Source organism: Bacillus sp. VA15, assembly GCF_055721145.1.
Genome location: NZ_JBVQPQ010000003.1, coordinates 209,012 through 222,586, shown reverse-complemented (window position 1 = coordinate 222,586; position 13,575 = coordinate 209,012). Strand labels below are relative to the sequence as shown.

General features: G+C 47.6%; 14 protein-coding genes. 6 read left to right on the top strand and 8 right to left on the bottom strand.

The features are described 5' to 3' along the window. Positions 1–41: 41 nt before the first annotated feature. The 4 genes from AC0DBE_RS10940 to AC0DBE_RS10925 form a co-directional block, all read right to left on the bottom strand. Positions 42–1,460, bottom strand: coding sequence for an MDR family MFS transporter (locus AC0DBE_RS10940; protein WP_014112655.1), 1,419 nt, complete (start codon positions 1,458–1,460; stop codon positions 42–44). A gap of 19 nt (positions 1,461–1,479) precedes the next feature. Then, on the bottom strand, positions 1,480–2,358 hold the full coding sequence (locus AC0DBE_RS10935; protein ID WP_041520858.1) for a TetR/AcrR family transcriptional regulator: 879 nt from the start codon (positions 2,356–2,358) through the stop codon (positions 1,480–1,482). Between the two features lie 162 nt (positions 2,359–2,520). Then, entirely contained in the window at positions 2,521–3,270 is a 750-nt protein-coding gene (locus tag AC0DBE_RS10930; protein ID WP_072181728.1) for an NADPH-dependent oxidoreductase, read from the bottom strand. Positions 3,271–3,286: 16 nt separating this feature from the next. Beyond that, positions 3,287–3,574, bottom strand: a complete 288-nt coding sequence (locus AC0DBE_RS10925; RefSeq protein ID WP_003240208.1) for a putative quinol monooxygenase — start codon at positions 3,572–3,574, stop codon at positions 3,287–3,289. A 140-nt stretch (positions 3,575–3,714) separates the two neighbouring features. Between AC0DBE_RS10925 and AC0DBE_RS10920 the strand changes: the two genes are divergently transcribed. Next, positions 3,715–4,029: an ArsR/SmtB family transcription factor gene (locus AC0DBE_RS10920; RefSeq protein ID WP_014112658.1), complete on the top strand. Its 315-nt coding sequence runs from the start codon at positions 3,715–3,717 to the stop codon at positions 4,027–4,029. A gap of 1 nt (position 4,030) precedes the next feature. Here AC0DBE_RS10920 and gabR read toward each other — a convergent pair whose 3' ends face one another. Beyond that, a complete protein-coding gene (gabR, locus tag AC0DBE_RS10915; RefSeq protein WP_079288489.1) occupies positions 4,031–5,470 on the bottom strand; it encodes a MocR-like transcriptional regulator GabR in 1,440 nt (479 codons plus the stop codon). Between the two features lie 105 nt (positions 5,471–5,575). Between gabR and gabT the strand changes: the two genes are divergently transcribed. The 4 genes from gabT to gdh all read left to right on the top strand — a co-directional run bounded on the left by gabT (position 5,576) and on the right by gdh (position 10,134). Next, positions 5,576–6,886 carry a 4-aminobutyrate--2-oxoglutarate transaminase gene (gene gabT, locus AC0DBE_RS10910; RefSeq protein ID WP_472962115.1) on the top strand — a complete coding sequence of 437 codons (1,311 nt, stop codon included), beginning with the start codon at positions 5,576–5,578 and terminating at the stop codon, positions 6,884–6,886. A 68-nt stretch (positions 6,887–6,954) separates the two neighbouring features. Then, positions 6,955–8,343, top strand: coding sequence for a succinate-semialdehyde dehydrogenase (gene gabD, locus AC0DBE_RS10905; protein WP_014112661.1), 1,389 nt, complete (start codon positions 6,955–6,957; stop codon positions 8,341–8,343). 123 nt (positions 8,344–8,466) lie between these two features. Further along, positions 8,467–9,330 (top strand): glucose uptake protein GlcU, encoded by an 864-nt coding sequence (glcU, locus tag AC0DBE_RS10900; protein ID WP_014112663.1) that lies wholly within the window; start codon positions 8,467–8,469, stop codon positions 9,328–9,330. A gap of 18 nt (positions 9,331–9,348) precedes the next feature. Beyond that, the gene (gdh, locus tag AC0DBE_RS10895; RefSeq protein WP_014112664.1) at positions 9,349–10,134 is read left to right on the top strand and encodes a glucose 1-dehydrogenase; all 786 of its coding nucleotides are present in this window, start codon (positions 9,349–9,351) and stop codon (positions 10,132–10,134) included. Between the two features lie 43 nt (positions 10,135–10,177). On the opposite strand, the gene AC0DBE_RS10890 is transcribed toward gdh, so the two are convergent. Genes AC0DBE_RS10890 through ycnK form a run of 3 tightly spaced genes read right to left on the bottom strand, consistent with a single transcriptional unit; the run spans position 10,178 to position 13,038 of the window. Next, positions 10,178–10,792, bottom strand: a complete 615-nt coding sequence (locus AC0DBE_RS10890) for a YcnI family copper-binding membrane protein (protein WP_327816494.1) — start codon at positions 10,790–10,792, stop codon at positions 10,178–10,180. A 13-nt stretch (positions 10,793–10,805) separates the two neighbouring features. Next, on the bottom strand, positions 10,806–12,431 hold the full coding sequence (gene ycnJ, locus AC0DBE_RS10885; RefSeq protein WP_327816495.1) for a copper transporter YcnJ: 1,626 nt from the start codon (positions 12,429–12,431) through the stop codon (positions 10,806–10,808). Between the two features lie 34 nt (positions 12,432–12,465). Next, a complete protein-coding gene (gene ycnK / locus AC0DBE_RS10880; protein WP_014112667.1) occupies positions 12,466–13,038 on the bottom strand; it encodes a copper uptake transcriptional regulator YcnK in 573 nt (190 codons plus the stop codon). Between the two features lie 165 nt (positions 13,039–13,203). Here ycnK and AC0DBE_RS10875 point away from each other — a divergent pair, with 165 nt between their 5' ends. Next, the gene (locus tag AC0DBE_RS10875; protein WP_461719643.1) at positions 13,204–13,557 is read left to right on the top strand and encodes a hypothetical protein; all 354 of its coding nucleotides are present in this window, start codon (positions 13,204–13,206) and stop codon (positions 13,555–13,557) included. The last annotated feature ends 18 nt before the right edge of the window (positions 13,558–13,575 follow it).

The following is a 13,575-nucleotide window of genomic DNA, read 5'->3' as shown; positions in this document are numbered from 1 at the left end:
AAAAGAGCCTCCGCTTAAAAGCGGGGCTCTTTTTTTATGGATCAGCGTGCAGGCTGCTGTTCGGCAGGGCGCTGAGGTTTCTTTAATGTAAAGGATAGAAGGAAGCCGGCAAGCGCAATGCAGGCTGCCACGATAAATGCGGCGTTCATGCCGTGCAGGGCGGCATGCTTCACATTTGTCGTGCCTGCGTGAGCCGCCTGGTTGCTCATGACGGATACCAATAGTGCAGTTCCGATTGAGCCGCCGACTTGGCGAATCGTATTGTTCATCGCTGTTCCGTGCGGGATCAGGTGGCGCGGCAGCGCGTTGATTCCGGCTGTCGTCACCGGCATCATGATCATAGCGGTACCTAAGAGACGAACGGTGTATAAAACGACAATCCAAGCGAGTGACGTATGGTCAGTCAGCTGCATAAACGGCAGTGATGTCAGGAAGATGATACAGAAACCTGCAATCGCGAGGCCTCTTCCGCCGACACGGTCAAAAATTCTTCCGATAATCGGTGACATGAAGCCCATCACAATGGCTCCTGGAAGAAGCATAAGACCTGTATCAAAGGCTGTAACGTCTCTGACGGTTTGTGTATAAAGCGGCAGGATGGTTTCCGTACCGATCAATAAGGCAAAGACAAGTGTTCCCAGCAGGGTTGTTAAGCTGAAGACACCAAATGTAAATACGCGGAATTCCAGCATCGGTTTTTCAAGCTTCATTTGTCTTGTGATGAACAGGAGCAATGCGATGACACCCACCAGCAATGAAATCAAGACGGTTGAACTGGTCCAGCCGTAAGAGCCGACGCTTGAGAAGCCGTACAGAAGGCCGCCGAATCCAAATGTCGAAAGGATCACTGATAAAATATCAATCTTAGTTTTTCTTAAAGTCGTCACGTTCTTCATCAGGATGCTGGCAAGAATTAAATCAATCACAGCAAACGGAAGAATGATATAAAACAATGATCTCCAAGAGAAAGCTTCGACTGCCCATCCGGAAAGAGTCGGTCCGATCGCAGGCGCGAACGAGATGACCAATCCGACCATACCCATAGCCTGGCCGCGCTTTTCAATCGGAAAGATCGTCAGGAATACGGTCTGCATGAGCGGCATCATAATGCCGGCTCCGGCCGCTTGAATGATACGTGCTGTAAGCAGAACCGGGAAGTTCGGCGCGAATGCCCCGACAATTGTTCCGGCAGTGAAAATGCTCATTGCTGTGATAAGCAGCGTCCTGCTCGTGAATTTCTCAATTAAAAACGCGGTAATCGGAATTAAAATCCCGTTGGTTAACATAAATGAAGTTGTCAGCCATTGCGCTTGGTTGGCATCTACATTGAAATCCCTCATAATATGGGGAAGTGCAGTAATTAACAGCGTTTGATTCAAAATCGCGACAAACGCCCCGGCTAATAAAATGCCGACAATGACAGAACGGTTAAAAGGTTTTGGTTCGATACTTTTGTCCAATACATATCCCTTCTTTTCTTTAAGTAATTAACAGTGTTTTTAACATCGAAACGGGCTGTGTTAAAACACCGGTTTGTTCCAGATAGCCAATCAGTGATTTGAGCAAAAAAGCGCGGGGTTCTTCCTTCTTCGCTTCTTCCTCCAGCATGGCGGCTGCGGATGTCAGTTCATCTACGTCAAAGTCTGCGGCGGGCAGGGAAGAGATGCCATTATGTAATTCCTTCAGGCTTTCCGACAATAGGGCTGATTTATCCTTTGGCTTGTAGGAGGATGCTGAATGAATGTAAAGCTCGATGGCTTCGGGCGGAAGGAGAGACTGCCGGGTTTCCTTGTTTTTGACAATCTGATTGAGGGTGCTGATGATAAACTCTGCAATCGGGTCAAGCTCAAGCGGTTTTTCCTCTATTTTGATCAGCATTAAAAACTCACGCATCATGCCGTGAAGAATGATGACCAGATCCCACACAAACGGAAGAATGCTTTCTCCATACGCCTGGATCAGCGAATCACGGTGCCAGCAAATAATCGTTGACCTGGTCTGATGGATATGCTGTTTAACCCGGTTATTATGAAGCTTAGGATTTCCGTAGGTCAGCATATTGAAAAACTGCTGATTCCGCCTGAAGCCTTCCAGCTCCATTTTGACCTTTTGCGTCAAACGCTCCTCCGGTGTCAGGGCGGTATTCTCCTGAAGTCTTGAGGCCGCGGCCACCATTTGTTTCTGGTTAAATGACAGCAGCTCCAAAAGCAGATCTTCCTTAGATTGAAACAGCTTATATATCGAAGCTTTTGACATCTTACATTCTTCTGCGATCGCCTGCATGGAAACCGACATAAAATCCTTTTCCGAAAAAAGCTTTCGCGCAGCTAACAAGATATCTGTTTTTTTATCAAGCATCTCATGGCTTCCTTCTTTCTTGAACATTAGAAAACCCATTGGTTCACAGAAAACCAATGAGTAACAATGAAAAAATTTTACCAAATAAACTAAATAGAAGTCAATGGATTTTAACCGGACAATCGAAAGGCCTGCCGGAAAATCCGACAGGCCGGGTGAGGCTTATTTTTCAACTTTAAATCCTTGTTTCTCAAGCATTTCACGGATGTGCGGATAGTACAGGCGCTCATAATAGGAAGCGATGCCCTGTGACCAATTTCTTGTTTCTTTACCGTTTGTCCGCTTATTCATATATTCAGACATTTGCTCATCATATGCCTGAATGTGAGAAGTCAGCTCATCTTGATTCAAATATGTTTCCTGATGATTGACTGCTTCCTGCGGAAGGCGCGGTTTTTTCGCTGAACGGTCAGCTGGATGGCCGATGACAAGGCCGGATACAGGGAACACGTATTTCGGAAGCTCAAGCAGTTCGATCAGCTCTTGAGGGTTTCCGCGAACCGCACCGATCGGAACCGTGCCAAGTCCAAGTGATTCAGCCGCTGCTGTCGCTGTGCCGAGGGCGATACCAGCGTCTACAGCACCGACAAGAACAGACTCTAAGCCATTTGTGATCTCCATTTTGAAATCATTCAGATCTTCAAGCGCGATTTTGGCCCGGTTGAAGTCTGCGCAGAACAGCAAGAAAACAGGAGCCTGGTCAATCCAAGGCTGTCCGCCTGCCAGCTCGGAGATTTTCTTTTTGCGCTCTTTATCCTGTACTGTGATCACAGTCACTTGCTGCCCGTTGATAGAAGTTGGGGCAGATTGCACCGCTTGAATGATTTGGTCTAATTGTTCCTGAGCTACAGGTTCATCTGTATAGCTGCGAATCGAGCGGTGGTCTGTTAATGATTTGATGACTTCATTCATATGGGACACCCTTTCCTTACTCGCTAAGCTCTGTGCGGACAACATCAAGAGGAGCGCTCAGTAGTTCTTTTCCTTTTGCTACAAATCCTTGGAAATGCGCGGTTTCATTGTGGAATTTCATCGCCGCTTCATCTTTCCATTGTTCGAGCATTACAAATGTATTTTCTTCGCCTACTTTTTCAAATAGGTCGTATTGCGCGTTGCCTTCCTCAGCTCTTGAATGCTGAACAAGCGATTGCGCCTCGCTCAAAAATTCCTCGCGTTTTTCTGGTTTTACTTTGATGTAAGCTTGTAATACGATCATGTCAATCTCCTCCATCGTTATGCTGAATTTATTGTTCGAATTTCATCGAACTAACTGTAACATGTAATCAAAATGAGGTAAAGGAAAAACCCTTAAATAGTAAAATTGTCATTCTAATTGTTGTGTGATACATTTGTGTCATGAACATTCCAAACCATCCAGAAACAGAAACGTTGCAGCTGACAAAGGTCCTTCACGCACTGAGTGATCCGCTTCGTTTAGAGCTCGTAAAGCAATTAGCTGGAGCGAAAGAAAAAACGTGCGGCACCTGTGCGGATGTACAGGTTGCCAAATCGACCTTGTCACATCATTTTAAAGTATTGAGAGAATCAGGCATCGCTCAAGTTCGTATAGAAGGAAAGCGCCGGTATTATTCGCTTCGCGCTGAAGACCTCGAAAAGGCATTTCCGGGCCTGCTTGAAGCCGTGCTGAATGTGGACCAGGACCGCTGGTGAATCAATCCCCTGTACCGGGGATTTTTTTATGTCCGTAAACAGCACGGGAAAGCCTCTCGACACCCTCCTGAATGTCTTCTTCCTTAAGCCGGGCGAATCCGATAATGAGAGCGGGCCTGCCTGTTTGCCTTCTTTTTTCCTTCAAATCAAACCGGCTCATTCCGAAGATTTCAAGCTGCTGGCCGGCGGCATGTGCCAGGATGTCTTGTTCGGTGCGGCTGGTTTCAAATTCAGTAACAAAATGCAGTCCCGCATTTGCCCCCTTTACGGTAACCTCTCCGCTGAACTCTGTTTCTAAAGCGGCGATCAGGCGCTCTCTCTTTTCTTTATAATGCTGCTTCATTTTTTTTATATGCTTCTGATATTCTCCGGACTCGATAAATTCCTGCAGGGTGAGCTGCGCAAGAGACGAGCATGTCTGCAAATCATAGCCTCGCTGTTTGTATGTCCTCAATAGCTCAGGCGGCAAAACCATATAGCTGATCCGCAAGCCAGGGAGAAGGGATTTTGAAAAGGTGCCCATATAGATGACATTTTGAAAACGGTCGAGGCTTTGCAACGCTGGAATACTGTCTACATCATATGTAAATTCACTATCATAATCGTCTTCAATAATATAGCGGTGCGGCTTTTCGGCTGCCCAGTTCAGCAGCTGAATTCTTCTGGATACAGGCATAATCGTTCCGGCCGGAAATTGATGCGACGGAGTCGTCACCAGTACATCAGGCTGCTGTCTGCTGATTTCAGCAATCGACATGCCTTTTTCATCCAGCATGATGGTCTTCACCTGTTTTCCGGCATTTTTTAAAAGCTGGTACATGCGCCTGTAACCGGGTTCCTCCATCGCATACACCGCCTCCTTAGGCAAAAGCTCAGTCAATAGCTGCATAAGCACCTGTGTGCCTGCCCCTATGACGATTTGTTCCGGCCGGCATTTTACGCCCCGCGTCAGGGAAATGAGCCTGGTAATGGCCGCGCGCACCCCATAGATCCCTTGTGGATGCGACATATCGCCAAGTGTTCGATATGAGCGTGAGGCCGCTTTTTGCTCGCAGCGAAACCAGCTTTTGATCGGAAAATGGTCTGTATCGGCACTCATGTGTGAAAACGAAATCCAATTGCTTTGATCGATGTGAACCTCTTTCAGGTCATCCGCCAATGAAAATGGGGGGTGCTCCTCGGCAGAAAACATGTCGAGCTTCTCCACGAAAAACCCTTTTCGCTCAATGGCGTACAAATATCCCTCAGCCAGAAGCTGCTGATAGGCTGAATTCACTGAGTTTACGCTGACCTTCAGCTTCTCAGCCAGCTCTCTCTTGGAGGGAACCTTCGAGTGTGGCAGCAGATTGCGGCTGAGAATTTCTTTTTTCAACTTTTGATAAATTTGCTGATAGATATAATCGGCTTGTTCTGAGCGATCGAGTGTGATTGTGATGTCCATTTGCAGTTTCTCCTTCTGGTACCATCAAAAAGTTATAATTGATACTTTTCATCATACCAAAGAGAAGTCAGAATGGTAAGAAAATAGCGACAGGGGGACATACACATGAGTCAAACAACAGCAAGCATCACGACTGCCCAGTGGCAGCAAAAACGGGATCAATTCGTGTCCAAAGGTGTGAGCAACGGCAATCGCAGTCTGGCGGTAAAAGGAGTAGGGGCTGAGCTGTACGATTTGGACGGCCGGAGATTTATTGATTTTGCAGGCGCCATCGGAACGTTAAATGTCGGACACTCGCATCCGAAGGTCGTTGAGGCTGTGAAGCGGCAGGCGGAGGAGCTGATTCACCCGGGTTTCAATGTCATGATGTACCCGTCTTATATCGAATTAGCGGAAAAACTGTGCGGCATTGCACCGGGCGGCCATGAGAAAAAAGCGATCTTTCTGAACTCAGGAGCGGAAGCGGTCGAAAACGCTGTAAAAATTGCCAGAAAGTATACAAAGCGCCAAGGGGTTGTCTCGTTTACACGCGGGTTTCATGGGCGCACGAATATGACGATGAGCATGACGAGCAAGGTAAAACCTTATAAATTCGGCTTCGGACCTTTTGCGTCAGAGGTTTATCAAGCACCATTCCCCTATTATTATCAGAAGCCGGCCGGCATGAGTGATGAAAGCTATGATGACATGATCATCCAAGCGTTCAATGATTTCTTCATCGCATCAGTCGCGCCGGAAACGGTCGCATGTGTCGTGATGGAGCCTGTACAGGGAGAAGGCGGCTTTATTATTCCTTCGAAACGATTTGTGCAGCATGTCGCATCTTTTTGCAAAGAACACGGCATTGTTTTTGTGGCTGATGAAATTCAAACGGGTTTTGCCAGAACAGGCACCTATTTCGCAATTGAACATTTTGATGTTGTTCCTGATCTGATCACGGTTTCTAAATCACTTGCAGCGGGATTGCCGTTAAGCGGTGTGATCGGCCGTGCGGAAATGCTTGATGCAGCAGCGCCAGGGGAGCTGGGCGGCACGTATGCCGGCAGCCCGCTCGGGTGCGCGGCGGCTTTGGCTGTCTTGGATATTATTGAAGAAGAAGGGCTGAATGAGCGTTCTGAAAAAATTGGCAAAACGATTGAAAACAAGGCGTATGAGTGGAAACAAGAATTCCCGTTTATCGGTGACATCCGCAGACTCGGAGCAATGGCCGCAATCGAAATCGTCAAGGATCCTGACACGTGTGAGCCTGATAAAGCGAAAGCGGCAGCAATCGCGGCGTATGCGAATCAAAACGGATTGCTTTTGCTGACTGCGGGAATTAATGGCAATATCATCCGCTTTCTGACGCCGCTCGTCATCTCAGACAGCCTTCTGAATGAAGGACTCAGCATTTTGGAGGCGGGCCTGCGAGCTTAATTATTGGAAAGAAAACGGCTGGGTCTGCTATCATTTTAAGTAATCATGAAAAGAAGGGAATGTTCAATATGCCAGATCAATTAACGGTCTACAACCCGGCTACGGGCGAGGAGATCAAAACGATTCCTCAGCAATCAGCCAAAGAAGTAGAAGAAGCCATTGAACGTTCACATCAAGCGTTTAAAACGTGGTCTAAAACATCAGCGAACGAAAGAGCGTCTCTTTTGAAAAAATGGTATGAGCTGATTGTTGAACATAAAGAAGAACTTGCAGATTTAATTACAAAGGAAAACGGAAAACCGTATCAGGAAGCGGTCGGCGAGGTCCTGTACGGCGCAGGCTATATCGAATGGTTCGCAGAGGAAGCGAAGCGTGTGTACGGAAGAACTGTGCCTGCTCCGACAACCGGTAAACGAATTGTCGTCACACGCCAGCCAGTCGGCCCTGTTGCTGCCATCACGCCTTGGAATTTCCCGAATGCGATGATTACACGCAAAGCGGCACCTGCTCTTGCTGCCGGCTGTACGTTTATCATCAAGCCGGCGCCGGACACACCGCTGTCTGCCTATGAGCTTGCGCGCCTCGCATATGAAGCGGGCATTCCGAAGGACGTTCTTCAGGTAGTCATCGGCGATGGAGAAGAAATTGGAAATGTGTTCACAGGCAGTCCGAAAATCCGCAAAATCACGTTCACAGGATCAACGCCGGTAGGGAAAATCCTCATGAAAAATAGTGCGGACACCGTGAAACATGTTTCCATGGAGCTCGGCGGACATGCCCCGCTGATCGTGGATGAAGATGCAAACATAGACCTTGCCGTTGAACAGGCGATGGTGTCTAAATACCGAAACGCGGGCCAAACATGCGTATGTGCGAACCGCCTGATCGTCCATGAATCCATCAAAGATGAATTTGCGGCGAAACTGAGCGAGCAAGTGTCTAAGCTAAAAGTCGGAAATGGACTTGAAGAAGGCGTCAATGTCGGCCCGATTATCAACAAAAGAGGTTTCGAAAAAATTGTCAGCCAAATTGATGATGCGGTTGAAAAAGGTGCGAAAGTTCTCGCTGGGGGCACGTATGACCGAAACGATGACAAAGGCTGCTACTTCGTCAACCCGACAGTTCTCGCAGATGTCGATACGTCCATGAATATCATGCATGAGGAAACATTCGGCCCGGTTGCACCGATCGTCACGTTTTCTGATATTGATGAAGCGATTCAGCTTGCCAACGATACACCGTACGGCCTGGCTGCTTACTTCTTCACAGAAAACTACCGCCGCGGCATCTATATTTCCGAAAACCTTGAGTACGGGATTATCGGCTGGAATGACGGCGGACCATCAGCGGTTCAAGCGCCATTCGGCGGAATGAAAGAAAGCGGCATCGGCCGCGAAGGCGGTTCGGAAGGCATCGAGCCTTATCTTGAAACAAAATATATGTCCATCGGTTTGTAAAAGAATGCAAGCTCCTGAGAGCTGCCGGATCTTCCGGCAGCTCTTTTTGCTGTTCCGGCGAATAAACCCAGCCATTCCAGACAAAATAACAGCAAATACATTTTGAAAGAAGGTTCCCCAACAATGGATTTATTATTGGCTCTTCTCCCGGCTTTGTTTTGGGGGAGCATTGTTCTCTTCAATGTGAAATTAGGCGGCGGGCCGTACAGCCAGACACTGGGAACGACGATCGGGGCGCTCATTGTTTCTATCGTTATTTACTTTTTTGTTCAGCCCGTTCTGTCACTGCGGATTTTTATTGTTGGAATCGTATCCGGCTTATTTTGGTCACTTGGGCAGGCCAACCAGCTGAAAAGCATTGAATTGATGGGTGTATCTAAAACAATGCCGATTTCCACAGGAATGCAGCTCGTTTCCACATCGTTGTTCGGTGTGATCGTGTTCCGCGAATGGTCAACACCGATTGCGATTACGCTTGGCATTCTCGCTCTGATCTTTATCATTGTGGGAATCATTCTCACATCTTTGGAAGATAAGAAGGATAAAACAGAGGGCGAGCCAAGCAACTTGAAAAAGGGCATTTTGATTCTCCTTGTCTCGACTCTTGGTTATTTGGTTTATGTCGTCGTGGCGAGATTGTTCAATGTGTCCGGCTGGTCCGCGCTGCTGCCACAGGCGATTGGCATGGTGGTTGGAGGGTTAGTTTTAACCTATAGACACAAACCCTTTAACAAATATGCGATCAGAAATATTCTCCCAGGATTAATCTGGGCAGGCGGAAATATGTTTTTGTTTATTTCTCAGCCGAGAGTCGGTGTCGCAACAAGCTTTTCTCTCTCTCAAATGGGAATTGTCATTTCAACGCTCGGCGGCATTTTCATCCTGCGTGAAAAGAAAACAAAACGCCAGCTTATTGCGATTGCCATAGGGATTGCACTGATTATTGCGGCCGCTGTATTTTTAGGAATCGCCAAAACGAATTCATAACAATTGAGGAGGATGTATATGTATCCAGATTTAAAAGGAAAAGTCGTCGCCATTACAGGCGCTGCATCAGGTCTTGGGAAAGCCATGGCCCTTCGCTTCGGCAAGGAGCAGGCAAAAGTGGTTATCAACTATTATAGTGATAAACAGGATCCAAACGAGGTAAAAGAAGAGGTCATCAAGGCGGGCGGTGAAGCAGTTATCGTCCAAGGAGATGTCACGAAAGAGGAAGATGTAAAAAATATTGTGCAAACTGCCATTAAAGAGTTCGGCACACTCGATATTATGATTAATAATGCGGGACTTGAAAATCCTGTGCCATCTCACGAAATGCCGTTGAAGGATTGGGATAAAGTCATCAGCACGAACTTAACGGGCGCCTTTTTAGGAAGCCGTGAAGCGATTAAATATTTCGTAGAAAATGATATCAAGGGAAATGTCATCAACATGTCCAGTGTGCACGAAGTGATTCCTTGGCCGTTATTTGTCCACTATGCGGCAAGTAAAGGCGGGATAAAGTTGATGACAGAAACATTGGCGTTGGAATACGCGCCGAAGGGCATTCGCGTCAATAATATTGGGCCAGGCGCGATCAACACGCCAATCAATGCTGAAAAATTCGCTGACCCTAAACAGAAAGCTGATGTAGAAAGCATGATTCCAATGGGATATATCGGCGAACCGGAGGAGGTCGCCGCAGTAGCAGCCTGGCTTGCTTCGAAGGAAGCCAGCTACGTCACAGGCATCACGTTATTCGCGGACGGCGGTATGACACAATATCCCTCATTCCAAGCAGGACGCGGTTAAACAAAAAAAGCGACCCAGACATGACATCTGGATCGCTTTTTTATTACGCACGCTTTTTCTTTACAAGCGCTGCTATAGATAAAATAATGGCTGCCGCAGACAGCACAATCGCTGTGATGTCCAGAGCAGAAGAGCCCGATTCTTTGGAATCGTCCTCTGTTTTCGTAGCACCGTGCTCATCTGTCACTTGCTTTGCAGCGGTGATGTTTGTAATGGAATGAGGCGTATCCGCATCCTCGTCACCTGTCCACTCGACAATGCTGCCGTCTTTGTAATATTGGTATGCGTCCCAAGCTGCTTCCTCCGCTTTGTCAGGGTTTTTGGCAACAAAGGTAAACCGCTGGAACTGTCCTTCCTGAATGCCGCCGTCAGTCGCTTCCCACGTCACGGACACTGATTTGTCGTCGTGTTTCTGGGTGGATACCTTCCAGCCCGGAATTGGCTCGTATTGCTGGAATTCAACATCCTTCGGCATTTTGAGGACAACCTTTGTTGTCGACTGATTTTTCTCAGAAGGAACCTTCATCGTATAAGTTTCCCAAGAGCCTGCAGCGGATTCAGCAGGCTTTACCGTAACGTGCGCACTGGCAGGGGCCGTAAAGAATAAGAGAGAGCCGACGATAGCCGGACATAGCGTGAATGCAATTTTCTTCAACAATTCAAACACTCCTTTAATGGGTCTTTGTAAACATGATATTGATTTCGTTAAAGTCTCCGGTCAGCCCGTGGACTTTGATCTTCCAGTTTCCCTTTTCATTAATGGATAGGTTTTCATCCTGAAAGACGCCTTTTGTTTTCTCTTTTAATTGAAACGTGCTTTTGTTTTCGCTGCCTGACAGGCCTGTTTTATAAATGGTTAACGTGATTTGCTGGATGTTTTTCACCGGTTCGCCGTTATGGTCAGTGATCCGCAGCTCAAATTCGTTTTTCCCTGGTTGGTTCGGGCTGATGCTGAGAGACACGCTTTGTCCGTTCTCAATCGCTTTCGTTTGGAAGAACGGTTCCGGCGCCGGCTCAGGTGGGCTTGGCAGGCTTGTAAACACGGCCGCTGTGATCAATACAGCGATGCCGATTGCCCATTCCATTTTGAGCGTTCGGCTGATTCCTGTGCGGCGCTGCTTTCTGGTGAGCAGAAAATGAAGCGCGCCTAAGACCAGCATCAACACAAACAGTCCGCTTTTTACTATAAGAGCTTGGCCGTACGCTGTATGGAACAGCGAATCCATTGATCGAATGATGAAAAATCCATTGAGCAAGCCTGAAAACAAAATGACGCCGACTGCAGTAAGCGCCCATGGGGAGAACCGGCTTACCGTTTCCCATGCGAGCGTTTTGTCAGGCTGCCTCCATTCTTTTGCGAGCAGCAAAACGAGTGCTGCTATTCCGCCAACCCAGATGGAAGCGGAAGATAAATGAAGGAAATCCATCAAAATGCCGACCGCTTTTTCTTCAACGACAGCAGCATGTCCGGTAAACGCTTTGGCAAGCAGGAGACCGAAAAAGAAAATGAGCGGCGCTGTCCAATAGCCAAAGGACGAAAAGCGTTTTTTGCGTATCACAGGGATCGCAGACAGTGCAAGCAGCACGTACAACAGGGCCTGTATGATCCAAATGGTGCCGCCTGCTGTCTCAAACAGAGTTTCTCTGATGTAGCCCGGCTGGAAGGCGCTGCCCCAGCCGCCGCCCGCGTTAGCTTTTGTCTGAATGGGAAGCTGAAGCAAAAGCGCCAGCCCCAATGCAGTGATCGAGACGATCAGGATACGTCTCGTCCGTTTGGCGAGTTGTTCTGGATCTCCTTTATACCAGAAGAGATGGAAGAAAACCGTCCCGATAAACAGAGATAAGGCTGTATACAGAATCGCGCGGTCTGCGGCTGTTGCCGGATTCAGCGCTGAACCGGCGGCTTTTTGGCTGCTGAATCCGCCGTCCGCTTTCCCGATGCTAAACGGAATGACGCCGGAAACCGGATGCCCGTCCGCGGACACGGCATTCCATTCCGCTCTGTACACATCATGCGGCAGATTCTTTTTCAGCTTCACTGTCATGATGTGATGATTATCTTTTTTGATTTCAGTCTTATCTGTATCCACCCGATCGCCGTTTGAATTATAGACTTTAATGTAATGAAACCCTTCTTCAACCGGTTCATTAAATTCGATTTCCACCTGTGAAGGGGCGCTTTTTAATTCGCTGTTTTCACCAGGTGAAGATTTGACAATATAGGCGTGAGCAAAGCTTGTTTTCGGCAGGAAAACAAGAAAAAGCAGAAGGATGATCCACCATCTGTTTCGCTTCATCACTCAGACACCACCTTCCGCTGTATATATTGTGTTATTTCTTGGTGCAGGTGCAGCGTTTTTTTCTGTCTTGAAGCATGTCTTCCAGCGCCTGGTCGAAGGTGCGGACGGCTCCGCCGAATCCTTTTCGAAACCGTTCGGCATGGTCGAGTGTCGCAAACGGAATCGCCTGAGGCTGGCAGCAGTGCAGGTTTAGTTCAGCATTTACGACGAAATAAGCCGAACCGGCACTGACTGTTGTGTGTAACAGAAAATCTCTGCAAATCAAGTGTGAAACCTCTTCCGTTTTATCTGCGTACCGCAAAAACGCACAATGTGCGCAGCATAGCTGTTCAATGTCTTGGTTTACCGTAATCAGCTGAACCGAATGGGCTTGATTGACCGGCTTCAGACAATAGCTGCACATATGATCCGCTTGAGGTGTTCGGGCTGGGAGCGTGATGCCGCCGGCTGTTTTAATGACCTGATTTGACTGAACAAGCTGATTGACATCTCTGTATACTGTCATTTCTGAAACACCGAACCTTGCGCTGATATCAGAAATTCTGAGCGCGCCTTCTTCTTTCAGCCACTTCAGGATGTGTTGCTGTCTATTAATCGGAAGCATTCATACATCCCCTCCAAATAAGATCTATTTAAGCGTAGAGGATTTTAGAGACAGAGACAAGTAAGCTGATGATAAAAAATGTGAAAATGTGTTGAACAGCAACAAAACGAAACAGAAGGGACTCTGGTATAATAGACATATGGAATGGAAAGTGAGGAATACCCTATGAAAGAAACACGATGCCCGAACTGCGGCAAACCTTTGACAGGCGACATGGTCAGATCATCAAATGTGCCTTGTCAATTTCGCTGCGGACACTGCCGGGAACGGCTTCATGAATATAAAGTATCAGCTCCGATTATGCTGGTGTCATTAGCAGTCATCGTGCTGCTCATTTATCTTTTGCTGCTTCTCCGCAAGGCGGCAGGCACAATGCTGCCGGCCGTACAGCACGTGCCGATGGCTGTTTTTGCGCTTGTGTGTGCCTATCCCGTTTTCATTGTGAGTGAGCGGATGATCGCCAAGTACGTGATTCAAAACGGGAACATTATTTATAGAGGAAAGAGAAAAGGCTCCTGATATCAGGGGCCTTTTTAT

Excerpts from the sequence above, each read along its gene's own strand:
- AC0DBE_RS10935 (WP_041520858.1), bottom strand. The coding sequence starts at position 2,358 with ATGCTTGATAAAAAAACAGATATCTTGTTAGCTGCGCGAAAGCTTTTT.
- AC0DBE_RS10930 (WP_072181728.1), bottom strand. The coding sequence starts at position 3,270 with ATGAATGAAGTCATCAAATCATTAACAGACCACCGCTCGATTCGCAGC.
- AC0DBE_RS10925 (WP_003240208.1), bottom strand. The coding sequence starts at position 3,574 with ATGATCGTATTACAAGCTTACATCAAAGTAAAACCAGAAAAACGCGAG.
- AC0DBE_RS10920 (WP_014112658.1), top strand. The coding sequence starts at position 3,715 with ATGAACATTCCAAACCATCCAGAAACAGAAACGTTGCAGCTGACAAAG.
- gabR (WP_079288489.1), bottom strand. The coding sequence starts at position 5,470 with ATGGACATCACAATCACACTCGATCGCTCAGAACAAGCCGATTATATC.
- gabT (WP_472962115.1), top strand. The coding sequence starts at position 5,576 with ATGAGTCAAACAACAGCAAGCATCACGACTGCCCAGTGGCAGCAAAAA.
- gabD (WP_014112661.1), top strand. The coding sequence starts at position 6,955 with ATGCCAGATCAATTAACGGTCTACAACCCGGCTACGGGCGAGGAGATC.
- glcU (WP_014112663.1), top strand. The coding sequence starts at position 8,467 with ATGGATTTATTATTGGCTCTTCTCCCGGCTTTGTTTTGGGGGAGCATT.
- gdh (WP_014112664.1), top strand. The coding sequence starts at position 9,349 with ATGTATCCAGATTTAAAAGGAAAAGTCGTCGCCATTACAGGCGCTGCA.
- ycnJ (WP_327816495.1), bottom strand. The coding sequence starts at position 12,431 with ATGAAGCGAAACAGATGGTGGATCATCCTTCTGCTTTTTCTTGTTTTC.
- ycnK (WP_014112667.1), bottom strand. The coding sequence starts at position 13,038 with ATGCTTCCGATTAATAGACAGCAACACATCCTGAAGTGGCTGAAAGAA.
- AC0DBE_RS10875 (WP_461719643.1), top strand. The coding sequence starts at position 13,204 with ATGAAAGAAACACGATGCCCGAACTGCGGCAAACCTTTGACAGGCGAC.